This window comes from Bradyrhizobium sp. 199 (genome assembly GCF_023073355.1).
GTDB lineage: Bacteria > Pseudomonadota > Alphaproteobacteria > Rhizobiales > Xanthobacteraceae > Bradyrhizobium.
Window position 1 is genome coordinate 121,310 of the sequence record NZ_JADPJI010000008.1, and the last position, 25,877, is coordinate 147,186.

General features: G+C 63.8%; 20 protein-coding genes and 2 pseudogenes. 5 read left to right on the forward strand and 17 right to left on the reverse strand.

Going from position 1 to position 25,877, the window contains the following annotated elements:
• Window positions 1-101: 101 nt before the first annotated feature.
• Complete coding sequence (locus tag IVB28_RS23045; RefSeq protein WP_018315694.1) at window positions 102-335, reverse strand: hypothetical protein; 234 nt, start codon at window positions 333-335, stop codon at window positions 102-104.
• 461 nt (window positions 336-796) lie between these two features.
• On the opposite strand from IVB28_RS23045, the gene IVB28_RS23050 reads away from it, so the two are divergent.
• Window positions 797-1,294 carry a hypothetical protein gene (locus tag IVB28_RS23050; RefSeq protein ID WP_247529270.1) on the forward strand — a complete coding sequence of 166 codons (498 nt, stop codon included), beginning with the start codon at window positions 797-799 and terminating at the stop codon, window positions 1,292-1,294.
• Between the two features lie 120 nt (window positions 1,295-1,414).
• Here IVB28_RS23050 and IVB28_RS23055 read toward each other — a convergent pair whose 3' ends face one another.
• The 5 genes from IVB28_RS23055 to IVB28_RS23075 form a co-directional block, all read right to left on the reverse strand.
• Window positions 1,415-2,665, reverse strand: a complete 1,251-nt coding sequence (locus tag IVB28_RS23055; protein WP_247529272.1) for an MFS transporter — start codon at window positions 2,663-2,665, stop codon at window positions 1,415-1,417.
• Between the two features lie 191 nt (window positions 2,666-2,856).
• Window positions 2,857-5,223 carry an MMPL family transporter gene (locus tag IVB28_RS23060; RefSeq protein WP_247529274.1) on the reverse strand — a complete coding sequence of 789 codons (2,367 nt, stop codon included), beginning with the start codon at window positions 5,221-5,223 and terminating at the stop codon, window positions 2,857-2,859.
• 208 nt (window positions 5,224-5,431) lie between these two features.
• Window positions 5,432-6,217 (reverse strand): ethanolamine ammonia-lyase subunit EutC, encoded by a 786-nt coding sequence (gene eutC, locus IVB28_RS23065; protein ID WP_247529275.1) that lies wholly within the window; start codon window positions 6,215-6,217, stop codon window positions 5,432-5,434.
• Window positions 6,214-7,800: a B12-binding domain-containing radical SAM protein gene (locus IVB28_RS23070; protein ID WP_247529276.1), complete on the reverse strand. Its 1,587-nt coding sequence runs from the start codon at window positions 7,798-7,800 to the stop codon at window positions 6,214-6,216. The genes eutC and IVB28_RS23070 overlap by 4 nt, the downstream gene beginning before the upstream one ends.
• 159 nt (window positions 7,801-7,959) lie before the next feature.
• Window positions 7,960-9,342: an ethanolamine ammonia-lyase subunit EutB gene (locus tag IVB28_RS23075; RefSeq protein ID WP_247529277.1), complete on the reverse strand. Its 1,383-nt coding sequence runs from the start codon at window positions 9,340-9,342 to the stop codon at window positions 7,960-7,962.
• Between the two features lie 223 nt (window positions 9,343-9,565).
• Between IVB28_RS23075 and IVB28_RS23080 the strand changes: the two genes are divergently transcribed.
• Window positions 9,566-11,305, forward strand: a complete 1,740-nt coding sequence (locus IVB28_RS23080; protein ID WP_247529278.1) for a HAMP domain-containing methyl-accepting chemotaxis protein — start codon at window positions 9,566-9,568, stop codon at window positions 11,303-11,305.
• Window positions 11,306-11,662: 357 nt separating this feature from the next.
• Here the strand turns inward: IVB28_RS23080 and IVB28_RS23085 are convergent, their stop codons facing one another.
• Complete coding sequence (locus IVB28_RS23085) at window positions 11,663-12,346, reverse strand: MFS transporter (protein ID WP_346730768.1); 684 nt, start codon at window positions 12,344-12,346, stop codon at window positions 11,663-11,665.
• Between the two features lie 29 nt (window positions 12,347-12,375).
• Here IVB28_RS23085 and IVB28_RS23090 point away from each other — a divergent pair.
• Window positions 12,376-12,597, forward strand: a pseudogene (locus IVB28_RS23090) (LysR substrate-binding domain-containing protein); the annotation flags it as partial.
• Window positions 12,598-12,747: 150 nt separating this feature from the next.
• Here the strand turns inward: IVB28_RS23090 and IVB28_RS23095 are convergent.
• Window positions 12,748-13,239, reverse strand: a complete 492-nt coding sequence (locus tag IVB28_RS23095; protein ID WP_346730759.1) for a septal ring lytic transglycosylase RlpA family protein — start codon at window positions 13,237-13,239, stop codon at window positions 12,748-12,750.
• A gap of 436 nt (window positions 13,240-13,675) precedes the next feature.
• On the reverse strand, window positions 13,676-13,894 hold the full coding sequence (locus tag IVB28_RS23100; RefSeq protein ID WP_247529281.1) for a hypothetical protein: 219 nt from the start codon (window positions 13,892-13,894) through the stop codon (window positions 13,676-13,678).
• A 58-nt stretch (window positions 13,895-13,952) separates the two neighbouring features.
• On the opposite strand from IVB28_RS23100, the gene IVB28_RS23105 reads away from it, so the two are divergent.
• On the forward strand, window positions 13,953-14,267 hold the full coding sequence (locus IVB28_RS23105; protein WP_247529282.1) for a hypothetical protein: 315 nt from the start codon (window positions 13,953-13,955) through the stop codon (window positions 14,265-14,267).
• Window positions 14,268-14,869: 602 nt separating this feature from the next.
• Window positions 14,870-16,774 carry an AI-2E family transporter gene (locus IVB28_RS23110; protein WP_247530141.1) on the forward strand — a complete coding sequence of 635 codons (1,905 nt, stop codon included), beginning with the start codon at window positions 14,870-14,872 and terminating at the stop codon, window positions 16,772-16,774.
• Between the two features lie 36 nt (window positions 16,775-16,810).
• Here IVB28_RS23110 and IVB28_RS23115 read toward each other — a convergent pair whose 3' ends face one another.
• The 8 genes and pseudogenes from IVB28_RS23115 to IVB28_RS23150 form a co-directional block, all read right to left on the reverse strand.
• A complete protein-coding gene (locus IVB28_RS23115) occupies window positions 16,811-17,182 on the reverse strand; it encodes a response regulator (protein WP_247529283.1) in 372 nt (123 codons plus the stop codon).
• Window positions 17,175-18,593: a PAS domain S-box protein gene (locus IVB28_RS23120; RefSeq protein ID WP_247529285.1), complete on the reverse strand. Its 1,419-nt coding sequence runs from the start codon at window positions 18,591-18,593 to the stop codon at window positions 17,175-17,177. The genes IVB28_RS23115 and IVB28_RS23120 overlap by 8 nt, the downstream gene beginning before the upstream one ends.
• A 113-nt stretch (window positions 18,594-18,706) precedes the next feature.
• Window positions 18,707-19,124: pseudogene (locus IVB28_RS23125) on the reverse strand (acyl-CoA dehydrogenase family protein); the annotation flags it as partial.
• Window positions 19,125-19,162: 38 nt separating this feature from the next.
• On the reverse strand, window positions 19,163-20,374 hold the full coding sequence (locus IVB28_RS23130; RefSeq protein ID WP_247529287.1) for an ABC transporter substrate-binding protein: 1,212 nt from the start codon (window positions 20,372-20,374) through the stop codon (window positions 19,163-19,165).
• A 124-nt stretch (window positions 20,375-20,498) separates the two neighbouring features.
• Window positions 20,499-21,398 (reverse strand): alpha/beta hydrolase, encoded by a 900-nt coding sequence (locus tag IVB28_RS23135; protein ID WP_247529288.1) that lies wholly within the window; start codon window positions 21,396-21,398, stop codon window positions 20,499-20,501.
• A gap of 37 nt (window positions 21,399-21,435) precedes the next feature.
• Window positions 21,436-22,263, reverse strand: coding sequence for an HD domain-containing protein (locus IVB28_RS23140; protein ID WP_247529289.1), 828 nt, complete (start codon window positions 22,261-22,263; stop codon window positions 21,436-21,438).
• Between the two features lie 208 nt (window positions 22,264-22,471).
• The gene (locus IVB28_RS23145) at window positions 22,472-23,350 is read right to left on the reverse strand and encodes a transglutaminase family protein (RefSeq protein WP_247529290.1); all 879 of its coding nucleotides are present in this window, start codon (window positions 23,348-23,350) and stop codon (window positions 22,472-22,474) included.
• Window positions 23,347-25,875: a circularly permuted type 2 ATP-grasp protein gene (locus tag IVB28_RS23150; protein ID WP_247529291.1), complete on the reverse strand. Its 2,529-nt coding sequence runs from the start codon at window positions 25,873-25,875 to the stop codon at window positions 23,347-23,349. Before IVB28_RS23150 ends, IVB28_RS23145 begins: the two co-directional genes overlap by 4 nt.
• Between the last annotated feature and the right edge of the window lie 2 nt (window positions 25,876-25,877).

Below are 25,877 nucleotides of genomic sequence, written 5' to 3' on the forward strand. Positions count from 1 at the left end.
ATACGGCCGCAAAACCAATCCTGTCTGTCGATGGCTGCCCTTTGTGGATCGGCCCCGAAAAGGCGGCCCTGGGGCCGCCTGTCGTGGGCCAGTGGCCGAGCTTACTGGTTATGGGTCTTCAGGACCTGGTCGCAGGCCTGCGAGATCTTGGCCCGGTTCTCCTTGAGGCAGGCCAGGATGGTGAAATCGCCCTGGTCGATGACGGGACGGCAGAACTTCTGCACGTCACGCGTGCAGGCCTTCTGCTCGGCGTCCGTGCCACGCCCTTGCTGGGCGAACGCCGCCGTCGACACAGAGGCCGACAGCAGGGTGAGAGCGACGAGAAGCTTACGCATTGTATTCCTTCATTCTGACGGCAGAACGGCACCGGACCCGGACTGCACAGGGCGGACGACCGGAACGGATTGTTCTGATGGCAAGTCGCCGCGGGAGGTGCGGCCTCAGAGAAGGCACAAGCGCTGGCAAATGCGGCCAAATTGGCGCCGCGCCCACCAAATCAGGTCTTCCCTGAACCCTCATTGGCAAATGTAAGAGATTGATACTACGTCATAATTAAGGGACGCTGCGTTTTACTGCATACCTGTTGCAGAGCTGCATCTCTCGGCCCCCGCCTTTCCCGCCAGAAACATACGGAAAGAGGGCAAATTGGCGGATCCAGGCTTGGTGCGAGACGTTGTGAACCGCCATCTCTCGCAGCCTGGCTTTGAACCTCACACTGGCTCGGAGCACTAAACTTTCGATGTGGCGAGACGTTCTCAGGTGTAAGCGGGCGTCGTTCCAAAACGGGGATATTGAGATGACATTCTTTGGGCGATCTGGACTGGCAATCAAGGCGGCTGGCATCGGGGCGGCGCTGCTCTTCTCGGCTTCGACAAGCCACGCTCAGTCCTCCGGCCCATTTGCCGGTTTCGACGGCGCGTGGACCGGCACCGGCACGGTATCGCTGTCCGACGGCTCCACCGAGCGCATTCGCTGCAGGGCCGACTACAAGGTCGCCGGCACCGGCCTCAATCTCAAGCAGGCGCTGCACTGCGCGTCCGACAGCTATAAGTTTGACCTCACCAGCGACGTGACGAGCCAGGGCGAGCGCATCTCCGGCAACTGGAGCGAGACCAACCGCAACATCTTCGGCAATCTGCAAGGCACCGCCGGCGGCGGCCAGATAGAGGTGTTCGTCGAGGCCAACGGCTTCGCCGCCAATCTGTCGCTGCGCACCAACGGCACCAAGCAGACGGTGCAGATCTCTTCCAAGGGCGAGATCCGCGGCGTCAACATCACGTTGACGAAGGGCTGATCCCCTCCCCGCGTCGAGAAGGAATAGGGCCCCCGGTTCTCGCGCGCCGGGGGCTTTTTGCTGACATGGACGATTTTCGCGGGCATCTTCCGACGTGCGCGTTCGATCTTAAGTTCATCGTCAGGGTCGACGCGTGAGGGGGGAGGCAATCGCAAGGACCCCGAGCAGTCCGAATGTGGCCGTCAACACCTGTATCAGACCGAGGTCGCCGGCATGGTCGATGGCGGCGCCGGTGAGCGGTCCGCCCAGCATGCCGCCGATGCCGCTGCTGAATGTAAAGGCCGCACTGCCTGCCAACACGGTCGAGCCGCTGAAGCGATGGCCCAGTTCGGCAAGAGCAACCGTCGTGACGCCATAGGCGCATGCGCCCCAGACGAACAGCAACACAAAAAGCGCGAGCGCTCCGTGCTGGACCGCAACGCTCAGCAAGACGGCGCCGCCTGCAGTCGCCATTGCACACCCCAAGAGCACGAGCCGTCGTGGAAACCGGTCCGCAAGCCAGCCGATCGGGACCTGCAAGACCACGTTGCCGCCATTGAGGACGGCAAGGCCGATGGCCATCGTTTGCTCGGAATATCCGTTCCTCACCCCGAATGCCGGAAGAAAAGCGAGCGTGGCTTGATCGAATAAGCCGAAGGCCCCAACGGCGGCAAGAAGAACCGGCGCGAGCGGAAGGAAGCTCGCGATCGAAGCACGCTGTTCGACTGCGAAGCCTGGAAGCCGGCGCGCGAAGATTGCCGTGATCAGCGCAGCGGTCAGCAACGCCGAAATCCCTACTGCGAAAGGCAGCCACCCTGAAGAGCCGGTGAGCGCGAGCGCGAACGGGCCTAGCGAAAAACCCGCAGCCAGGACGGCGGCATAAATTCCGACGATGCGGCCGCGATAGGCTGGCGCGGCGATCTCGTTCAGCCACGCCTTGTTGACGATGTAGAAGCCTCCGATGGCGAGACCGAGCACAAACCGCGCCGGAAACCAGACCCACAGCATCGGAAACATCGCCATCAGGACAAGAGCGGCGGCTGCCGTCAGCGCGAAACCGACGACGGCCCTGCCGCCGCCGACGCGCTGTGCAAAGCGCGGCACGCAGAGCGCCGAGCTCAACAGCCCAATTGGCGTCATCGCCGCATTGGCCCCGATCAGAAGATCGCTGAATAGTTCTTTCTTGAGGACCAACGCGAGCAGCGGCGAAGACAGTCCGGCGGCAACTGCGAAGACGCCGACGGTCGCCGTCACGAGCACGACGTTCTCCCAGTTCGCGGCAGGTTCACCGGCCCTGGAGATTGGAGCTACACCGGAAAAGACTCGATCCCGCGAGTCGATGCGATCGCCGGCAGGATTTGGCGCAAACTGGTGCTCCGGCTTGACGCGCATGCAACCCTCCTGGAGCTGCGGCTGTCACCCAAGGCGTTTAGTCTGTCCGCAGCCAAACGACGTTCTCGCAGCCCTTGGTTGAACAAGGTCGCGCAGCAAAGGTTCGCAGCCGTGAAAAAGATCGGCAGTCCCAAGCGCGTCTCTTGCACTTGAGAGCCCGAAGGGCGCTCCATGTGAGAGCGCGACGACGACTAGATCGCCGGCTTGTCGGTGCCCTGCAGCTTGGCGTGCAGGTTGATCAGCCACATCGCCGTCGGCCGCAGGATGAAGAGGTCGGCGACCAGCGCCATGACCATCGAGAAGGCGCTGAGCCAGCCGAACAGCCGCAGCGACGGCAGGTCGGAGAACACAGTGACGATGAGGCCGCAGGCCAGCACCACCGTGGTCAGAATCAGCGCCGGTCCGACCAGCACGGTCGCCCGCTCCACCGCGAGCGCCGAGCCGACGCCAGGTTTGTTCTCGAGCCTGAGGCGGTTGAGGAAGTGGATGGTGGCACTCAAGCCCAGACCGAACGAAACGGTGAGCGCGACGACGCTGGCGAATTGCAGCCCCTCGCCCATTGCCCACAGCACCGTTCCCGACATCACGACGGGGAAGATGCCCGGCAGGATGCAGGCGAACATCACCACCCAGGAGCGGAAGGCAAGGCCGATGAAGATCGCGACCAGCGCGAATTCCACGGTGAGCCCGCGGTTCAGCTTCTCGATCATGCTGGCCGAATTGCGCGCGGCGATCGCGGCAAGACCGGTTACGGCGACCTCATAGCCGGGATGCTTCTTGCGGACGGCGTCGAGCTCCGAATCGAGCTTGTCCACGATCGGCAGGAGCTGGCTGGAATCCTTGTCCGGCACGCGGCCGGCGACCACGACCGCGTCCTGCTCGGCATCGATGAAACGACGCACCAGATGCTCGGGGATGACGCTGACATATTCCTTCAGTGTCGCGACGTCGGCGCTGCCGGCCTTTTCCGCAAGCCAGCGGCGCAGGGTCTCGACCGACCAGACATTGCCGACACCGGCCGCCTTCTCCACAGTCGCATGCACGTCCGCGATGGTCTGGAGCGTCTCCGGCGAATAGAGCGATTCACCCTTCGGGAACTGGATCAGCACGTTGACCGGATTGGCACCGGTGAGCTTGGCATCAAGCCGATCGCTGGCGGCGACCGCCTGCCGCTTGTCCGGCACCTGGTCGGCGAGCCGGTAGCGCGGCTCCAGATTGGCGTAGATGACACCGAGGCCGCCGACGAACAGCACCGCGATCAGGCTGAACAGGCCGGGGCGACCGACCATGCGCACCGCGATCCAGTAGCAGAAATTGCGCAGCGCCTGGACGCCGGCATCGGCGCTCTCGAACTTGGCCGCGAACGTCTTCTCGTTGCGAACGAGCAGCACGCCGAAGACCGGCACCAGCGAGAGCACCGCGACCAGCGCGATGATGGTGGCGGCGAGGCCCGCCTCGCCGAACTTGCGGATCAGGTCGGAGTTGGAGAACTGCAGCGCGATGAAGGAAATGCCGGCGGTGCCGTGCGTCAGCACACAGGCCGGTCCCACCACCAGCACGGCGTTCTTGAACGCGGTGAACTTGTCCTGGCCCGCGATCAGCCGGTCGCGCGCGGCGAAGGTGAGCTGCATCGAGTCCGAGAAACTGATGACCATGATGAGCGGCGTCATCACGTTCAGGAACATGTTGAGATTGAAATTGGCCCAGCCGAGCGCGCCGAGGGCCAGCAGGATCGCGATCATCGGCGGGAATGCCGCCGCCACCATGAAGGAGATCTTGCGGAAGAAGATGATGGCGATGACGCAGCCGGCGAGGATGCCGAGGATGTTGTAGGTGAGGCCGTCGCGCTCGACCGCGTTGCGGATTTCGAGCTGCATCACGGGCACGCCGGAAAGCTGCACGTTGAGCCCGGTATCGCTGAGATCCTCCTTCATCAGCGCGCGGATGTCGGCGACGGTCTTGGTCAGCTTGCTGGAGGCGACCACCTCCGGATCGAGCGACAGCACGATCAGCGCCAGCGTGCCGTCTTCCGACAACAGCTTGCCGCGGATGATCTCGTTGTTTTTGACCGTCTCGATGAACTTGTCGTAGTCGGCGCCCTCGGGCAGCTCGGCCGGGAACAGTGCCGCCGGCAGCTTGCCCGGTGCCGGCGCCTGGCGCGCGGAGAACAGCGAGACCAGCCCGCGCGTGCCTTCGACCAGCTGCATGTCGGTGACGAAGTCGCGCAGCTTCTCGAGATTATTCCGCGCCAGGAGGTTCTTGCCTTCGACCACGACGAGGACGTCGAATTCCTCGGCCGGGAACTTCTTCGTCACCTCTTCATACTGGTGAAATTCGCGGCTGTCGGAGCGGAAGAGCTGCGACAGCGAATCGTCGATCTTGATCCGGTGGATGCCGAACACGGCGCCAACGATCAGGACGAGCAGGACGATGCAGGAAACGATCGGCGCCCGGACCGCGATCAGCCCGATACGCTCCAGCCCGAAGGCGATCGAGGACGCAGGTCCCTGCTCGACCTTGTCGACATGAACCTCATTCTCGCTGTGCTTTTCGAGCATGCCTTATCCAGTTCCTAAATCAGCTCGGTCTTGAGAGCTTATCGCGCCCCGCGAACGGCTTAAAAATGCCATACCAATGGGAGGCTTGCCCGTTGAAAATGCGCGGAAAATCGCCGCGAGGGGTTTAGCAGGTCAATTGGTCTTTTCGCAAGCAGGCGAAGTGTGGCCAAATCGATCAAGAAGTGGCGATCTGGGTCGCAGATAGCGGTCATCCGGGCGGAAATGTGCCAATTCGACGCGGCGCGCGGTCCGCGCTCTCGTCCTTGAGCGCCACGCCGCTGGCCTGCCGCGCCAGCCCCTCGCGGACCAGCCAGGCGATCTTGAAGGCGGCCTCGTCATAGCCGAGCCCGGCGCGGTGGATGTTGGACACGCAATTGCGCTCGGCATCGGTGCGGCCCGGCTTCGGCGCGAAAGTGAGATAGGCGCCAAGACTATCGGGTGCCGACAGGCCCGGCCGCTCGCCGATCAGCGTCGCCACCATGCTCGCGCCGAGAATGGCGCCGATCTCGTCGCCGAGCGCAACGCGCGCGCCTGAGGCGACCACGACATGGCCGACCACGACGTCATCCCCCTCCACGAGCAACGGCAGCAGGCGCCTCACCAAGGCTACCGCATGGGCATGGACCGCGGCCGCGGACAGGCCATCGCCGATGACGAGCGCAAGCTGGCACGGCCTCGATGCCGCTTGTGCCAGAGCCTCGGCCGAGCCGGGTTCAAGCCGTCGTCCCAGATCCGGCCGCCGCAGATAGTCCCTGCGGTCGACCGCTTGGCTCCTGACCCCGGTGACGGCAAGTCCAAGCGCGCCGAGATCGGCGAGCAGACGCGGCGCATCGAAGGCGGCGTGCACGGCATCGCGGGCGCGGGCATGATCGAGCGTGAAATCGAGCAGCGCCTTGGTCGGCATGCTCGCGCCGCTGCGCCCGAGCGCGACGCGCGCGGGCGTGAACGACCGCAGGTCGATGGTTGGGCGAGCCGGAACGGACTTGTCACTCATTCGGCGGGAACGGCGGCCTCGCGCAGCCGGATCGAGTAGTTCGAGGCGTTCTGCCTGCCGCTGGAGGCCGCGCGCGCAAAGGTGATGAGATGGTGGGCGATCAGGGTGCATCCGATCAGGCCTTCGAGATCGCCGCGCTTGATGCGCCCCAGCGCGAACTTCCAGAACACGCGCTTGTAGTCGCCGAGCACACCGACCTTCCAGAAGATGTTACGCAGCATGATGAGAGCGCGCCGGATGTTGGGCCAGGTCTTCATTTCGCTGGATACCGGCACCTTGAGGCGGCGCGTGTAAACATCATCGCACTGATGCTGGTAGCGCGCGTAGACCTTCTCTGGCGCGTAAGCGACCGCCATGGCGTGCTTCCAGGAGGCGACGACCTCGTCATAGGGCAACAGGAACTCGACGTTGGAATCGCGACCGTCGTCGTGGATCAGGCGGCCCTCGCGTTCCAGCCGGTCCCACAAGGGAGTCTTCGGCAGCGCCTGAAGCAGATTGATCGTGAGCAGCGGAATCCGGGACTCCTCGACGAACGCGAGCAGGGCCTCAGACGTATTCGGCTTGTCGGTGTCGAGCCCCATGATGATGCCCGAGACGACCTCCATGCCGTAGGAGTTGATGGTGCGCACGCCCTCCAGGATCGGGACCATCATGTTGTGGTCCTTCTGCATCGCCTTTAGCGCCTCGGGATCCGGCGTCTCGATGCCGCAGAAAATGGTGACGAAATAGGCCTCGCGCATCTTCTCGAGGATCTCGGGCCGCTTGGCGATGTTGAGCGTCGCCTCGCAAGCGAGCCGAACCACGTAGCCGGTCCGCTTCTGCCATTCGATCAGATGCGGCAACAGGTCGAGCGCCGCCTTGCGGTTGCCGATGAAATTGTCGTCGACGAAATAGACCGTGTCGGTCATGCCGCATTCGCGCAGGCGGTCGAGCTCGGCGATGATCTGCTGCGGCGACTTGATGCGCGGATTGCGGCCGTACAGGCCGGGGATGTCGCAGAACTCGCACTGATAGGGACAGCCGCTGGAATACTGGATGCTGCCGAGGAAATATTTCTTCACGTCGGCAAGCTCGTAGGCCGGGATCGGAAACTCCGTCATCGGCACCCGATCCTTGGTGGTCAATACCACCTGGCCCTCGGGGCGAGAGGTGTCGCGCGACAAGATCTCGATCAGCTGGTTGGTGGCATCGCCGAGCTCGCCGACATGGAGATAGTCGAACGACGGGTAATAGTCGGGACAGGCGCTGACGGAGGGGCCGCCGAGCACGACCGGCAGATCGAACTCATGCGCGCGGCGGCAGATGTCGTTCATCTGCTGGCGCTGGATGTGCATGCCGCTGACGAAAACCGCCTCGGCCCACTCGAACTCTTCCCTGGTGGTACGCCGGAGGTTCTCGTCGACGAATTTGACCTGCCAGTCTGCCGGAAGATAGGCGGAGATCAGCAGTAGCCCCTGCGGCGGCATGAAGGCACGGACACCATCGGTCAGGGGATAGGAATGCTCGAACGTACCGAACGAGGAGGTGTAGCGCGGAAACACACAGAGAATCCGCCGGCACGTTCCGTTACTTTCAGCTCGCATCAAAGCTCCCCCGCCACGCTCGACTTAAGGTGCGGAAATCGCCGGCCAGACACACAACGTAATGCTGCCGCCGGAATTTCTCAATATTGTGGCATAAGCATAAATTCCGGCAGGCGCCGATGGTTTCCTCGAGGCGTGAGTTTGGCGCGTCGCACTGCCTCACGCGATCAGCCGCGAGGCAAAATCGGGCAGCAGGCCTGCATCGCCGGCAATCCGGAAATCGGCGCCCGTAATGCCCGACCGCGCCAGCCAGTCGTCGAATTCCGGCGCGCGGCGCAAACCGAACACTTCACGGACATAAAGCGCGTCGTGAAAAGACGTCGACTGGTAGTTCAGCATGACGTCGTCGGCACCGGGGACGCCCATGATGAAGGTGACGCCGGCGGCCGCGAGTAGCGTCAGCAGATTATCCATGTCGTCCTGGTCCGCCTCGGCGTGGTTGGTGTAGCAGATGTCGATTCCGAGCGGCAGGCCGAGCAGCTTGCCGCAAAAATGATCCTCCAGTCCCGCCCTGATGATTTCCTTGCCGTCATAGAGATATTCCGGGCCGATAAAGCCGACCACGCTGTTGACCAAGAGCGGGGCAAAGGCACGGGCGACCGCATAGGCCCGCGCCTCGCAGGTCTGCTGGTCGACGCCATGATGGGTGCCCGCCGACAGCGCCGAGCCCTGCCCGGTTTCGAAATACATCACGTTCTGCCCGACGGTGCCTCGCTTCTGCGACAGGCCGGCCTCCTGCGCCTCCTTCAAAAGCGCAAGGTCGATTCCGAAGCTGCGGTTGGCGGCCTCGGTGCCGGCGACCGACTGGAAGACCAGATCGACCGGCACGCCCTGCCCGATCAGCGACAGCGTCGTCGTGACATGGGTCAGCACGCAACCTTGCGTCGGGATCTTCAGCCGCGCGATGATCTCGTCGAGCAGCCGCAGCAATTGCGCGATGACGGCCGGATCGTCGCTCGCGGGATTGACGCCGATGCAGGCATCCCCGGCCCCGAGCAGGATGCCGTCCAGGATCGAGGCGGTGATGCCCCTGGCATCGTCGAACGGATGATTGGGCTGCAGCCGCGTGCTCATCCGTCCCCCCAGACCGATGGTGTTGCGGAAGGCGGTGGTGACCTCGCATTTCCGCGCCGCCAGGATCAGATCCTGGTTGCGCATCAGCTTCGACACTGCCGCCGCCATTTCCGGCGTGATGCCGCCGGCCAGCTTGCGCAGGACGTCTGGCGTTGCGGCATCCGACAACAGCCAGTCGCGGAAGTCGCCGACCGTCAGGGATGCCACCGGTGCGAAGGCCTTTGCGTCATGGCTGTCGATGACGAGGCGGGTGACCTCGTCGGCCTCATAGGGGATGACGGCTTCCTGCAGGAATTGGGCGAGCGGAACGTCGGCGAGGGCCATCCGCGCCGCGATCATCTGCTCGGCAGTGTCGGCGGCAATCCCGGCCAGCCGATCACCAGAGCGCGGCGGCGTCGCCTTGGCAAGGAGATCGCGCAGGCCAGCGAACGTATGGGTCGTGGCGTCGATGGTGTGGCGGTAGACCAAGGGCCTCTCCGGGGTTGGTTCGGCCAACGGCCGAGTCCAGCGCGATCCCAAGACTATAGCTTCAGATCAAGACGCTGAAATATCTTACCTTTCTTTCGGCTCGCGCGAAGGGCCAAACCGTGCCCGTTAACGCCGCATCCATCTTCGTGCTGCATAGTTTTGCGTCAAATCCAAACGATCGTGCTCACCGGCCGCTCCAGCCATCTCGCGCCCCCTGAAAGCCATGACATCAGACCGATCTGGGAATGCCGCTGGCCTCGCCGGCCGCTTCACGCTTGCCACCAAGCTCTATGCGATCTTCGCGCTGTTCGCCCTGCTCACGGCGGCGATCGCGATGCTGTCCGACTACAACAGCCGCCGCGGCGCCGACCTGGCCAATGCGATCGAGACGGCGAACGCCGCCGCGCTGAACGTCGAGCGGGTCAATTCGCTGGTCTATGCGGTCGTCATGGAGTCGCGCGGCGTCTACATGTCGACCGAGCCCGCCGTCGTGAAGAAATACGGCGAGGGCCTGCTCAAATTCAACGCGCAGATCCTCGACGTCGTGAAGCGCTGGGAGACCATCGTCAAGGCCGACGATGCCGAGCAGTTTGCGACCTTCAAGAAGCGCATCGAGCAGTTCGTCGAGTTCCGCAAGGAGCTGGTGCGCCGTGGCGTCGAGATCAATGCGGCCGCGGGCCGCGAATGGGGCGACAACGACGCCAACCGCGCCGTGCGCTCGGCGCTGAACAAGGATCTCGAGGCGCTGTCCAAGGTCTATGCCGAGCGCGGCAAGCAGATCGCGCAGCAGACCGAGACCAATCGCCAATTGTCCTTCGTGCTCACCTGCCTTGGAGGCATGGCTCTAGCTTTGGTTGTGATCGGCGTCATCATCATCGCCCGATCGGTCGCCCGGCCTCTTGCCGCGATCACCGCCACCATCAAGCGGGTCGCCGACGGGACCGAGAACGTCGTAGTGCCGCACTCCGACCGCGCCGACGAGATCGGCGCCCTCGCCCGCGCGATCCAGGTTTTCCAGGACGCCATGGGCCGCAACCGCAACCTCGCCTCTCAGGTCTCGCAGGACGCCGCCGCACGCGAGGAGCGCGCCCGTCACATCGAACGATCCGTCGAGGGGTTTGGCGAGGCGATCGGCGCAATCATGCGCGGCCTCAGCGACAACGCCACCGTCATGCGCGAAACCGCACAGACCATCACCCGCGTCACCGCGGACGCCTCTAGCCGCGCCGGCACGGCGGCGAACGCCACCGAGCAGGCTTCGCACAACGTCACGGCGGTGGCGGGCGCGGCCGAGGAGCTGTCGGCCTCGGTGGTCGAAATCGGCCGCCAGGTGCGCCAGAGCGCCGGCGCGGTCGAGCAGACCGGCCAGCGCACCGAGAAGTCGATCTCCGAGATCGAGAGCCTTGCTGCGGCGACGCAACGCATCGACGGCGTGCTCAGCCTGATCCAGGCGATCGCCGAGCAGACCAACCTGCTGGCGCTCAACGCCACCATCGAGGCCGCGCGGGCCGGCGATGCCGGCCGCGGCTTTGCCGTCGTCGCCCATGAAGTGAAGGCGCTGGCGGGACAGACCGCGAAGGCGACCGCCGACATCGGCGAGAACGTCGCGATGATCCAGGCTTCCACCCGCAACGCGGTCGACGCCGTCCGCGAGATCGGCGGCGCGGTGCGTGAGATCAACGAGGTCACATCGGCGATCGCCGGCGCCATCAGTCAGCAGGACCAGGCTACGCGCGAGATCTCGTCCAACGCGCAGTCAGCCGCGCAGGGCAACGAGACGCTCGTGGCCAACATCACCTCGCTCCGCGACGCCATCGGCGAGACCGACACTGCGGCCGCTTCGGTGCTGACCGCCGCAAGCAGCCTGACCGAGACGGCGGACACGCTGTCGCGCGAGGTGGAGAAGTTCTTCCAGAACCTGCGCGCGGGGTCGGGGGACGGCCGCATCGCCAAGGCGGGCTGACGGCGCACGCACCGTTCACGACGATGGCGGCGGGCATGTCAAACGAAAAACTGAAAAACAACCCCATGCACAGTAGCCGGGGCTAACGAGATCAATGACTTGGCGGACGGACCGACGAGACGCGGATATCCTGGATTTGGTTTGAGGCGTCGGGCAAAACACCGGTGTGATGTCATCAGGGCTATGACCTGACGGCGCATGGTAAGATCAACGAACTGATCAGGCTGCTGATCACAAGCCTGCAATTCACGCCCTGGCGTGGACGACGATCTTGGGATCGTCGTCCGTTTCGCAGAGATATCGCCGGATCGGTAGACGAGGCTAGCGTTCAATCAAACACCGTCAGGGACGGACGCCTCACAAAGCCGGGCTCGCCGAGACGCAAGCAGCGCATCGCGCGTCGGCTCTCGCCTTGCGCCGAAGCGCTCCGACCAAAATGACACAAGATGAGAGAGCGAGGATGACGGCGCTAAACAGAAAAGTGCTTTGATAGCCGCTGTAGTCGAAGAGAACGCCGCCGCCGGCCGCTCCGGTGGTGATGGCCAGTTGCACCACCGCCACCATCAGGCCGCCGCCTGCCTCCGCATCATCGGGCAACGCCTTGCTGACCCACGTCCACCAACCCACAGGCGCCGCCGTCCCGATGAAGCCCCACAGGAACATCAGCGGGGCAATTGCAACCGATGAGGAGCCGAATGCCGTCACTGCGACGGCTATCAAAGCCATCACGAAGGGCATGACAATGAGAGACGCGTAGAGGCGTTCGCGGATGACGAACCCGATGATCGACGTGCCGATGAGACCCGCAACCCCCATGAGAAGAAGGAGCGCCGAGATCGTCGTGACATCGACGCGCGTCACCGTTTCGAGGAACGGCCGCAAATACGTGAACAGTGAGAACTGTCCGAGGAAGAACAGCGCTGCTGCGAGCGTGCCGTACGGCACTTGCGGGCGGCGCAAGACCTTGAATGCTGCCGCCGCACTGGCGCGCTCCTGGCTCGGCATCGTGGGCAGCGTGAGGAACTGCCAGGCAAAGGTCAGAGCGGCGACGGGAACGACACTCGCGCGCGATGATCGACGCTGCCATCAAGGGCTTCGGCATCGCCTATCTCCCTGAAGACATGGTGGCGCAGCATGTCCGCTCCGGCGAGCTCGTCATCGTGCTGGACGACTGGTCGCCGAAATTCGACGGCTACTACATCTATTATCCGACGTCGCGGCAGAACTCGGCTGCGTTCAAGGTGATCATCGATGCGCTGCGGCACCACGACGCGCGAAGGAAGCGTGGCTAAAGCATGATCCGGAAAAGTGCGCAGCGGTTTTCCGAAAACATCATGCTTAAACAACAACCTGAAGCGCAATGGCGATTCATCCTGATCGCATCGCGCTTTAGGGCCCACACGTTTGCTCGATCGGGCAACGCGTCCTCCTCGGCACGGCGTTCAGCCGACCGGCCCAGTGGTCCAATCGTCGCCGGACAGCGGCTTGACCGTGACGTCAGGAATGACCCCGCGCTCCAGGCTCGGATCGAAATGGCGCATCGTGCGCTCATTGAAGTCGATGATGCGGCCGGGCCTTAGCGGTCCCACGTCATTTATCTTGACGATGACCTTCTTGCCGACGGCCTCGACGAGGGCGTATTTCGGCTTCGCGCCAAATTGGACCCCACCAAATTTCTTACGCAAATTCGTCTTGATGGCAGCCGACCAGACCGAGGGATCATAGCGCTCGCCGGAGGCCGTCTTCGGGCCGCCCTCCTCTTTGCCCGGCTTGAACGGATTGTACGTGGACGCCGCGCCGACGATCGCTTCCCCGGAAGCGACATCGACGACAGCGGTTGAGTGAACTCCAGCAGCTTCGCATCGAGCAACAGTAACGGAAACGGCAAGCGCAACCACGGCGCCGCAAATTGCGGCGCTGGATCGGAACACCATCATATCTCCTGTGATTTTCGATTGTCTGGTTCCGATGCCTCAAAACATCATCAACCGACCGCGGAAGCGTTCGGGTTCGCGATGTTTTACAGGTCGAGCCAACCCCGGCTGCGGAACCATTGCAGGAACCAGAATGGTTCCAAACGGTGTTTTTAGTTGCCGCCGTCTAAGACGGACATTGCGTCAACAGCGTGACAAGAAGCACAGCAGCGAGATTGCGCGGCCAGATGCGTCTCGCGGCGCTCACAATCACATTGATTGTTCTACTGCGTGCCTGACCTCGTTTTCCTTCTCATCGACCGTCGTTTCCGTAGTAGCGATCAACGCAGATCCGCGGCTGCACAGGCGTGCACCTCTCGACGGAAGAGGCGACCGCCTCTACTCCACCACCCCGCCACGCTTGGTCAGCTCCTTCCGTGCACGCCTTGCGGAGGCGCTACCGGGCGCTGGAGCGAGAAGCGACCGATCCGCTTGCGCCTTTCTGCTCCACGACGTCATCCACAATCTCGGAGCTGATCTCCAGAGAGACCGCGCGTGGCCATGTCCGGATCCCGTCGTCCAGATCATGATCGCCGATCATGACCAATCTTTCCTTCGCAGCCGCTGCAGGCTCTGCAAACAAATCGCGGCTGCTGACGATGGTCTCCTCAGACATGGAACCATTAGGTTCCCAGTCTGTTGCCTCACTGACACATCACCTTTGGAGAATCGCCATGAAGTTTTTCACAGCTGCCCTGGCCGCCGCAGCAAGTACGCTTGTCGTGACCGCCGCTTCCGCTGCGCCGCTGTCCGCCAACCTATCCGTCGCCCCGGACAGCAACGTTCAAAACGTCCGCATGGTCTGCAACGAAGACGGTCGTTGCTGGCGCGAGCGTAGCGAACGGCGTGTTATCATCCGCGATGGTCGCGATTCATACGGATATGCACCTCGCGAGCGCTACATCGAGCGGCGCGGCTATCAAGAGCGCAGCGGCATCGGCTTCAGCGCTCCCGGCGTGAGCGTCGGGATCGGCACCGACCGCTACTGAGATACGAAGCTTGTGAATGCAAAGCCGCGGAGCAATCCGCGGCTTTTTTTGTCGCTACCATCGGCTTGATCGGACAGAATTGTAACCGTCGGCGGAAGCGATGCACGAGGCGATGATCCTCGAGAACGCCGCCGAAATGCTCAGGCTTTTCGGCGGACAGCGTGCTGGAAAGACGACGAGCTGAGTCGAGGCAATCGCGAGCTCAAGTTGGACACCAAGCGCGCTCCTAGAGCATGTGCGCGGAACGAAAGCCAGCGTGGATTGTTCATTCTTGGCTGCACCTTGGCTGGCGCTCCTGATTTATACGCTCCGTCGCGCACATCGTCTCCCTCTAAAGATGCTCACGGCAGGAATTGCGTACCCGTCACGGTCGTACCGCGAGTCTATCATCGCCTTAGTCGATCGAGTTAGGTCAGCGTGACCGGCCTCGGTAAACCGACCTGAAAGCTGCTGAAAGCTCCTGCAACGACTTCGACGAGCTGCGTCATGTTAGGACATCAACAAACTCGCCGCTTGTCCCGGCCTAGCGAGGAGCTGTGACAAGGCAGCCATTCAAAGCACGAACACCGGAAGAACTGATTGCCCTGTTGAGCGCCGTGGCGATGGCCATTCTCGCGGCGATCATTGTCATGGTACTGTATTTTGGTCGAGAGATCATCATACCCATAGCGCTGGCTATCTTGCTCAGCTTCGTGCTGGCGCCGCTGGTTCGACTGGTTCAACGTCTGCGCATTCCCCGCAGTCTGGCTGTGGTGAGCGTGGTCGTGATCGCCTTCGCATTCATATTTGCGATGGGCAGTCTACTCGCTACCCAGCTCGCGCAGTTGGCCGGCGATTTGCCGCGCTATCAATCCACAATAAGCGAGAAGATCCAGTCCTTCCGTGAGACCACCGCCGGCCGAGGCACGCTCGAGCGGGCTTCCAGCATGTTGAAGGACCTCGGCAAAGAACTGGACAAGCCCAAGGAGGCCGCGAACTCATTGGGAACCATCGTCGCTCCGAAAACGGCCCCGCCGAGGCCAGTTCCTGTGGAAGTGCTTCAGCCCGATCCCGGTGCTCTGGAGAGCTTGCAAACGCTGATTTCACCGTTGCTTCATCCGCTCGCAACGACCGGGATCATCGTGATATTCGTGATCTTCATTTTGCTCCAGCGCGAGGACCTTCGCAATCGTCTGATCCGGCTGGCCGGTTCGGATGACCTGCAGCGTACGACGGCTGCCCTTGACGACGCTGCGAGCCGCCTCAGCCGGCTTTTTCTTATCCAGCTTCTCCTAAACGGTAGTTTCGGCATCATCATCGGAATGGGTCTCTGGCTGATCGGCGTTCCAAGCGCGATCCTGTGGGGCATTCTGGCGGCAGTGCTGCGCTTCGTGCCTTACATCGGGGCGGTCATCGCCGCCGCCTTTCCTCTCGCGCTTGCGGTCGCGGTTGATCCAACCTGGACGATGCTGCTTTGGACGATTGCGCTGTTTGTGGTGGTGGAGCCCGTCGTGGGCCATGTGCTGGAGCCCATGGTCTATGGACACAGCACGGGACTGTCGCCAGTCGCCGTTGTCGCATCTGCAACGTTTTGGACGGCGCTTTGGGGTCCGATCGGCCTCGTTCTAGCGACGCCCCTTACGGTGTGCCTGGTCGTACTGGGACGCCATGTCGAACGCCTGGAATTCCTCGACGTCATGTTTGGAGACCGACCAGCGCTCGCTCCGCCCGAGATATTCTATCAGCGGATGCTCGCCGGCGATCCGACCGAAGCATCTGCAAAAGCCGAGGAGTTCTTGAAAGAGCGATCTCTTAGCTCCTACTATGACGAGGTCGCGCTGAGAGGACTGCAGCTGGCCCAAACGGATGCCGAGCGCGGCGCTCTGGATCCCGACCGGCTGACCAAGATCAGGGATGCGGTCCAGGAATTTGCCAATAACATTTCGGACCAGGATGAGCGTCCATCGCCGAAGATCAACCCGACCACTGATGCTGAAGCCACGTCTGCCATAGAGGGCGTCGCTGAAGACGCGCCTTATGAGAGTCTGCGGGTTCTGCGCAAGGAGGACTTGCCCGCTGAATGGCAAGGCGAACATCCCGTGCTCTGCTTGGCTGGACGAAATCCGATCGACGAAGCCGCTGCGATCTTGCTGGCTCAATTAACGGGCGCGCATGGCTTGTCGGCCAGAGTCGAGGCGGCGGAAGCGCTGTCGACGGCAAATATCTTCCGGCTGGAGACCGCGGGGGTCGCCATTGTCTGCCTTGTCTACATGGATGCGAGCAGCCCTGCCCACATGCGTTACTCGGTGCGACGGCTTCGCCGTAAATTGCCGACGGCTACAATCATGCTGGGTTGCTGGATGAAGGAGATCGACCCAGTGGCGCTAGAAAGCCTTCGGGAAGGCGCCAAAGCCGATTTGGCAGCTGCAACCCTGGGCGGGGCGCTTAAACTGTGCATAGAGGCGACAGGTGTCGAATCCGTTTGCAGAGTAGCTGAAGTCGAGATTTCGAAGACCACGGCCGCTTAGGACTATGCAGGCGTAGACATAGCTGCGAGCGCGCAGCTAACCTTGGCTCTCGGAGAACAGCCCGCTGAGCGCCTTGATGTTAATTGGCTTTTCGACACGTGGCACGGCTGCGTAAGCGTCCGGAATTGCCCAAGCGTCATAACCGGTGGCGAACACGAACCGCACGCCGCGCGTCCGAAGTGCGTCGGCGACCGGGTAGGAGCGTTCGCCGCGAAGATTGATGTCGAGCACCGCGCCATCGATCTGCTGTTCGGCGGTAACCAAATTCAGGGCGTCCTCGACCGAACCCGCCGGCCCAATGACGTGAGCGCCGCGGTCTTCCAGCGCACGCGCGAGGTCGGCGGCGATCATGTACTCGTCTTCGACGACGAGGAGCCGCCGGCCTCGTAGTGATTGCGACTCAGTCATCCCGCTTCTCCTCACTCGCGAGCGGCACAGCGATTTCGCAATGCACGCCGTCAGGTTCGAAACGAAGCTTCGTTTTGGCGCCGAGCTGATAAGGAAGTGCTCTCTCGATCAATTCGCTTCCGTAGCCTTTTCTCGCCGGCCCGCCCTCAGGCATGGCAACCCCGCTTTCGGACCATACCACGATTGCTTGCCGCCTGGACTGATCGTTCTTGACCTCCCAGCGCACCATCAGCCGGCCTGAGGGTTGGCCCAGGGCGCCGTATTTTACCGCATTCGTAGCGAGCTCATGCAGGGCGAGAGCCACCGATTGCGCCGACATCGCCGGCAACGGTGCCGCGGGTCCCTGGGTGGTCACCTTCTCCACGTCGGCACTGGCGTGCGCCTCCAATTCGGCCCTGACCAGATCACCCAGTTCGATCGGCCGGTTGTCGCTTTGCGCGAGCAACCCCTGAGCCCTGGAGAGGGCGCCCAACCTGCTTTCAAAGTGGTCCGCAAAGTCGTCCAGGGACGGGCTCGATCTGATCGTCTGGCGGGCAAGCGATTGGACGACACCGAGCAGATTGCGCCTGCGGTGCTGCAGTTCGGCCAACAGAACCTTCTGCCGATCTTGAAGCATGCGCAGTTCGTGGATGTCCGTCATCGTGCCGACCCATTCGACAGCGTCCGCATCCGAACTGACTTTCATCGGTACTGCGCGGGTCTGATGCCACCTGAACTCTCCGTCGGCGGAACGCCTGACGCGGTGCTCGACGTAATACTCGCCCTTGGCGCGCGCTTCCAGCCAGGCGGCCCGGGTCTGTTCGCGATCATCCGGATGGATCGCGTCAAGCCAACCGAAACCGATGCTATCAGCGAAGCTCAGACCGCTGAAGATGGTCCATTGCGGGCTGGCCCAAGTGCGTTCACCATCACTTTTCGAGCGGAAAACCAGCTGGGGTATATTGGTGGCGAGAACGCGGAACAGCTCCTCGCTTTGCGCGAGCTGCTCCGCAGCACGGTGCTGGCTTGTGCGATCGCGCAGGATCTTCACGAAACCCGCGTCGCGGTCCGCCAGCGGCATCAACAGGCCCGAGGCCCAGAGCCGCGTGCCGTCCTTGCGCATCTGCCAGCGTTCGTCTTCGGCTCGGCCCAGGGCTAACGCGCTACGCCGTTCTTCGGCTGCCGCCTCAAAACCACCCTCCTCGGCAGGAAAGATCACGTCCGCCGATTTTCCGATGATTTCGTCGGTCTTGTACCCGAGTAACCGCTCGGCGCCCGAGTTCCAGCTGGTGGTTATGCCGTTCGGGTCTATTGTGTAGATAGCAAAATCCGTCGCGCTCTCGAATAGGAGACGCAACAGTTCATTGTCCGGGGGGACGGCCGAACGTTTTGTCGGATGATTGCTCTCCTGCACGCGGACGATCTCCAGCACTCGCGCTGAGCAGCGCGCTAGCTTGCCAGCGACAATCGCGAGAGTCCAAGGACGTTCCTAAGCTGGTTCACCACTCAGGTTCCCGCAGGAACGGGTGACGACCGGTAACAGTGTTACCCGGCCATCACTCCGCCCCGCTTGATCAGCTCCTTGCCCACTTCCGCAAGATGCACCTGGTCCGGCCCGTCGCCAATGCGGATGAAGCGGGCGTAAACATAGGCACGCGCCAGGAAAGTGTCCTGCGAGAGCCCGGCGGCGCATGTCGCGCACGATGCGCACGCCGGGTGTCGCCTTCGGCACCACGATCATGGATTGCTGGCGATGGCGATCGGGATGGTCGGGCGCGGTCTTGCCCATCACGATCAGAATCGCGCAATCCTCGTTCATCGCGCCCGAGGTGAACCATCTGCGACCGTTGATGACGTAGTCGTTGCCACCGCGTTTGATCTCGCACTGGATGTTGGTGGCGTCGCTGGAGGCGACCTGCGGTTCGGTCATCGAGAAGCCGGAGCGGATGCGCCCTTTCAGCAGTAGCGGCGCCTCTTGACCGCGATGGCTTCTCAGCCCCCTCACGTCCCCTTCAGCAATTCGCTCGCCACCACCCAGTCGTTGCCGTCGAACTGCAGCATATAGCCATCCTTGATCGGGCGGAAATCCTGCGGCGTGGTGTTGAGGGTGATGCCGGGCATCAGCAGCGACAGCGGCACGTTCTTCAGGTTCGCGGCCTGCGCCATGATGTTCTCGCGTGTCAGATTGTCCTTGCACTGCTTCAGCAGCACCACCAATGCCTCGGCGACGGTGTAGCCGTAGAGGCCGGCGACGTTGTTGATGTCGGCGTTGGGCAGGCGCTTCTTCATGAAGTCGATATAGGCCGTCATCGCCGGATCGTTTTTCGGGGCCTCGACGAACGGCTTGAGCGAACCGAGCGAGAGCACGCCCTTGCCGGCATCGAGCCCGGCCGGCACCATCACGGACGCCTTGTTGGCGCAGCCGCTCGCGAGGAAGCGTGTCGGCTGCCAGCCGGATTCATGAGCCTTGCGGATCGCCTGCGCGCAGGCGCGCGGCGTCACCGAATAGATCATGAAGACGTCGGCCTTGGTGCTTGCCAGCGTCAGCACCTGGGAATCGACAGTGGGGTCGGCGACCTCGAAGCTCGTGGCCATCGCGATCGCCTTGTCGGCGTCGGGGCCGAGCGCTTCCCTGACGCCGCGTAAGTATTCCTTGCCGGCGTCGTCGTTCTGATAGAGCACCGCGAAGCGTGCATTCGGGTTCTTGGCGCGGGCATAGGCGACGTCGATGGCGGCCTCGCTGGTGTAGTTCGGTGCCCAGGGCAGCGCCATCGACCAGGGCATGTTGGCGGGATCGTTCCACTTCGAGGCCGAGCTGATCAGGAACAGCTGCGGCACCTTGTTGCTGTTGAGATATTTTGCGATCGCCGAGCTCGGCGCCGTGCCCATGGTCGCGAAGATGAACGCGACGCCGTCGCCCTCGACCAGCCGGCGCGCCGCCTCCATGGTCTTGGGTGGCGAAAACGCGTCGTCCAGCGAGATCAGATTGAGCTTGCGGCCGCCAACCCCGCCTTTCTCGTTGACCTCGTCGAAATAGGCGGCAATCACCCTGCCTGTGATGCTGAGCGGCGAGGCCGGCCCGCTATAGGGCATGGTGTTGCCGATCTTGATCTCGGTGTCGCTGACGCCGGGACCATAGGATTTTTGCGCGGCGGCTGATGTCGACAGGCAAGCGGTCGCCAGTGCTGCGGCCAGGACCAAAGCGGCTTTCATGGTTTCTCCCCGATGATCATTGCCGCGCGAGGGGTCAGACGGCACGCTGCTTTTTGCCAGCGTGTCAGATCAGCGGAGTTCCGCAAGACGGTCTTGCGTCGAGTTGCTGGTCGTTTGCGGCCGTTCAACCGGACCGCTGCGCCGCCCTATGCACGTCGATCACGGCCTGCGCCCATTCGGCCGGCCGCTCCTGCGGCAGATTGTGGCCGGCATCGGTGAAGACGCGCCGCTCGAACGAGCCCTCGAACTTGCGTGCATGATGGGCGGTGCCGGGATTGACGCCGTCGCTGTCGCCGTCGATCGCGATGGTCGGAATGCGGATCGGCGGCTGCGCGGCGAGCTTCGCCTCGATCGCGGCATAGGCAGGATCACCCGCGATCAGAGCATAGCGGTGCCGGTAGGAATGGATCACGACATCGACGAAATCAGGGTTGTCGAAGGACACCGCGCTGCGCTCGAAAATCGCGTCGTCGAACGCCCATTTCGGCGACCACATCGACCAGAGCTGGCGGGCAAAGCCGCGGCGGTTGCGCTCCAGCGCGCGGCGGCCGCGCTCGTTGTGGAACAGATATTGATACCAGAGCGCGGCCTCCTCCGGCGGCGAGGCCGGCTCCATCGCCCGGGCGATGTTCTGGATGTTGTAGGAATTGCCGGAGACCAGGCCGACCACGCGCTCCGGATAAAGCGCCGATACCACGCAGGCCGCGCGCCCACCCCAGTCATAGCCCCCGACGACCGCGCGCGCGATGCCGAGCGCATCCATGAAGGCCAGCAGATCGGCGCCGAGCGCCGCCTGCTCGCCGGAACGCAGCGTCTCGGGGGAACGAAACCGCGTCGGCCCATAGCCGCGCAACCAGGGCACCAGCACCCGTGCGCCTCCTAGCGCGATCAGGGGCGCAGCCTCGGCATAGGCGTTCACGTCGTAAGGAAAACCGTGGCCCATGATGCAGGGCCAGCCATCCGGCGCGCCGTATTCGCGATAGGCGATGTCGATGATATCCGTGGCGATCGATTTTTGTTGCATGGTTGCTCACGGGCGTCGGCAGACCGCGGAGCCCAATTTATCTCTGCGGGCCGGACAGCGAGATGTCGCGCTCGGCGCGGAACACGTTGCTGTAGAGATTGGCGATCCATTGCCGGCCGATCTCGGTCTTGTTGAGATAGCCGATCTCGGTCTGAATGTGGGGAGCGACGCTGTTCCAGTAGAATTGTGGATAGCGGTTCACGATGTCGGCGGGCGAATCGTAGCCGAGCTGGCGATTCATGCCGACCTCCTCGAACTCGTAATAGAGCGCGTTGGCCTTGCGCAGATAGTTGGGATCGCCGAGCTGGCCGATAAAGTCGGCCGCGCGCAAAATGGAGGCATCGCCATCATATTCCTGCCCTTGGCGGGCCGGAAAGCGCGTGCCCTCGATGGCACGGGCGACGCGTTCGGGATCGACTCCGGGAATGTGCCGCAGCCGACGGGTGACATACAGCTTCGAGCGATCGACGTGATACATCATCAGGCTCGCATCCGATGCACCGCGCGGCAATGAGATCTTGGTGTCGGCCGCGTCGATCACGAAGCCGTCGGCATCGTCCTCCTCGAACAGCCCCCGCACATAGCCGATGTCGTGGGCGAGGCAGGCGATCAGGACATGGACGTAATCGTCAGCCGACAGGTGGGTATGAAGACTACGGCCGCCAAGGATGGCCTGAGCTGCCAGCGTCACCAGCATCGTATGCTCGATATTGTGATAGAGCGCATCGCTGTTGCCGATGCATTCCATCGCGGTGCGGGTCGCGCTCTCGATGATGTTGGCAGAACTCTCATCGTACCGGCGACGCATGAACTTACCGAGGAAGTCCTCGAGGGATTCAGCCGCCAGTCGCGGTAAGGTTATCATGGATGCAGCCCCGTCCGCCGCTGGTGTCCCACGCTCTCTCCCGACGTCTCTCTCGTCTCGACGAACGACCAGCATAGCCCATCTTGGGCCGGCTGACCAAACCCTTGGGAACGCGATCAGGGAAATATGTTACCGTTGTGCTATGCGACATCGCGGTTGCGGCAACGGCCCGATACACCCTCGGGGCCGGCGGCGGCGCGGCAGCCCGCTACTCCACCAGCAGCACGTCGACGGCGACGCCAAGCTTCTGCTTGGGTGAGCCGACGATGATGCCATCGACGGGCGAGACGTCAGAGAAATCGCGCCCGACCGCGAGCACGATATGGTCGTCGCCAATCAGCAGATCGTTGGTCGGATCGAAATCGACCCAGCCGAGTTCGGCTCCGCACCACAGCGACACCCAGGCGTGGGTGGCATCGGCGCCTTGCAGGCGCGCCTGGCCCGGCGGCGGGATGGTGCGCAGATATCCACTGACATAGGCCGCCGGCAGACCGAGCCCGCGCAGCCCCGCGATCATCACATGGGCAAAGTCCTGGCAGACGCCGTGACGCTTGTCGAAGACTTCGCCAAGCGGCGTCGAGATCACCGTCGCCTTGGGGTCGTAGCGAAACTCGGTGCGAACGCGGTGCATGAGATCGACGGCACCGGCGAGGATGCCCGCGCCGGGCGCAAAACTCATCCCGGCGTAGGCGCTGAGCGGAGGCAGCACCGGCACCAGCGGACTGGCAAAGACATAGCCGACCGGCGAGGACGGCCCGAGGCTCGTCGCCTCGAGGGCGATATCGCGAATGCTCTCCCAGGACGGGCTCGAGGCATCGCGCGCCGGCGGCCGGCGCGACACCGCCACACGCGAGCGCGAGTCGATCCGCAGATTGCCATGCGCGGCTTCGATCACGACGCTCTCGGTGAGCGTGCCGAAGAAATCGCGCCGGACGTTGCGCTCGGAGGGACGTGGGCGGATCTCGACGCGGTGCGAGATCAGCTCCTGACCGTTGCCGGTTCTCGGCTCCAGCCGCAATGTGCAGCGCGCGACGCTGACCGGACTTCCATATTCGTAGGTGGTGACGTGACGGATGTCGTAGATCACGCCAGCCCCGTCAGCTTTTCCGGCCGGCTGGCATTGGGGCCGTGCGGGAAGTAGTGCTGCCCGATGGCGTCGGCGAGGCTGAGCAGATCCTGTTCCAGCGCGAAGAGCGTCTTGACCTCGAGCTTCTCGGCCTCTGCCGTTGCAAGCATCGCCTGCATCGCCACCGCAAGCCGTTGCGGCTTCTCGATCAGGCCGTGCTCCTTCAGGCTCGGCAGCGCGGCAATGTGCTCGTTCAGCGCCGCCACCTGGAACGCCACCGAACGCGGATTGTAGGGATCGAGCACGGCAAGGTCGCGCACCGGAGCCAGGATCGGCGCCAGCAGATAACGCGAGCGGTAGGTGATCTGGCAATCCACCAGCGTCAGCAGGATGTCGAGATCCTCGTCGCCGGCCTCGTCATAGGCGAACTGGCGCGTGAAGCGCGTGGTGTTGATCGCGCGCTCGGTGCGGCGGCCGATGTCGAGAAAACGCCAGCCGGCGGCGCGGTTCATGTTCTCCTGTGCAAGTCCCGCGAAGCTTGCAAGCTCCTGCAAGGTCAGCTCGGCGGCGCTCAGCACGCTGTCGTCGCCCTCGACCTCATAGGCGAGGCGCTCGGCCATCTCGGTGATGACCTGCCAGGCATCTGGCGACAGCCGCTCGCGCAAGGAGGTCGCCGTGCGCTGCGCCGCACGCACCAGCGACAGTGCCGAGCCGGAACGCGCCTCGCTCTGCAAGGCTTCGGCCACGATGCGCCCCGCGGCCATGCGCGAGGTTTGCGAGGTCGCGCCCCAGGCCACCAGCAGGCGCTGGATCCGTTCGGCCGATTGCAGCGAGGCCGCGGTGCCCTTGTTCGGCCCGCTCGGCGAGCCCAAAGCGCGCACCAGCCGCAGCGTCGCCTCGGCGCGTTCGAGATAGCGGCCGAGCCAGAACAGATTGTCGGCGGCGCGGCTCGGCAGCACGCCGGCGATGCGGCGGATCCGCACCTTGTCGGTCGCCGGCAGCAGCGTCGCGGCCGTCGCGACCTGCTTGTCGGAGACCACCCAGACGTCGGCGGCACGGGCGCCATCGCCCATCGACACCGCGCGGGCATCCGGCTGATCGGCGATCCGGCAGAAGCCGCCGGGCATGATGGCCCAGCCGTCGGGCGTCGCCGCCGCGAACACGCGCAGCACGAAGGGGCGCGGCGTGATCTGGCCGCGCTCCCACACCGGCATGGTCGAGAGCCGCACCACCTCCTGGCCGACATAGTCCATGCCGCGCGTGGTGATGGCGTCGACCAGGCGTTTGCGGTCGCTCGCATCGAGCTCGCTCGCGAGCACCGGACCGCTGGAGCCGAAGCCGGGCACGCCGCCGCGGTAGGCGCCTTCGATCGCGACCTCGTCGAGCCGCGACAGCACCTCCTCGCGCGCGACGCGCTGGCCGCACCACCAGGTCGCGATGTGCGGCATCTTCAGCTCCTCGCCGAGCATGCGGCGGCTGAGCGCCGGCAGGAAGCCGAGCAGCGCCCGCGCCTCAAGGACCCCGGAGCCCGGCATGTTGGCGACGACGACGCCGTCCTTGCGAAGCACGTCGATCAGGCCGGGTACGCCGAGATGCGAGGAGGCGTCGAGCTCGAGCGGGTCGAGCGAATTGGAGTCGACGCGGCGCAAGAGCACGTCGAGGCGCTTGAGCCCGGCGACGGTGCGGATGTGGATACGGTTGTCGCTGACGGCGAGATCGTCGCCCTCGACCAGGAGGAAGCCGAGATACCGCGCCAGCGTCGCGTGCTCGAAATAGGTCTCGCTGAAGCTGCCGGGGGTCAGCACGCCGATCCGCGGCTCGTCGCGGTCGGCGCGGGCGCGCAACGAGTCGCGAAAGGCCTCGAAGAACGGCGCGACGCGCGGCACGTTCATCGATTTGTAGAGGTCGGAAAAGGCGCGCGAGAGCACCAGGCGGTTCTCCAGCGCGTAGCCCGCACCCGAAGGCGCCTGGGTGCGGTCGCCGAGCACCCACCAGCGACCGTCGGGCCCGCGGCCGACATCGGCGGCATAGAGCGAGAGATAGCGCCCGCCCGGCGGCGGCACGCCGCAGACGGGCCGGAGATATTCGGGGCTGCCGGCGATCGCGGCCGCAGGCAGCGCGCCTTCCGCGACCAGTCGGCCCTCGCCATAGATGTCGCCCAGCACGCGCTCGAGCAAATCGGCGCGCTGGGTGATCCCGGCGCAAAGCTGCTTCCAGTCGGCCTCGTCGATCAAAAGCGGCAGATGGCTGATCGACCAGGGCCGGTCGGCGCTGTCGCCGGGGGCGCGATACGTGACGCCGGCTTCGCGGAGGTGGCGGTCGGCCATGCCGAATCGCCGCTCGATCTCGTCGGGCGCGAGCGCGCCGAAGGCATCGAAGAAGCGGCTCCAGACCGCGCGCGGGACGCCGTCCGGACCCAGGAACTCGTCAGGAATGCCGGGCAGGCGGCTATAGTCGCGGACCCATTGCGCGAAGCGACGCTGGCCTTCGCGCTGGCCCTGCGTTCTACCGGCCTTGTCGTCCTGTTCGGCCGCGCCCTCGCCCATGC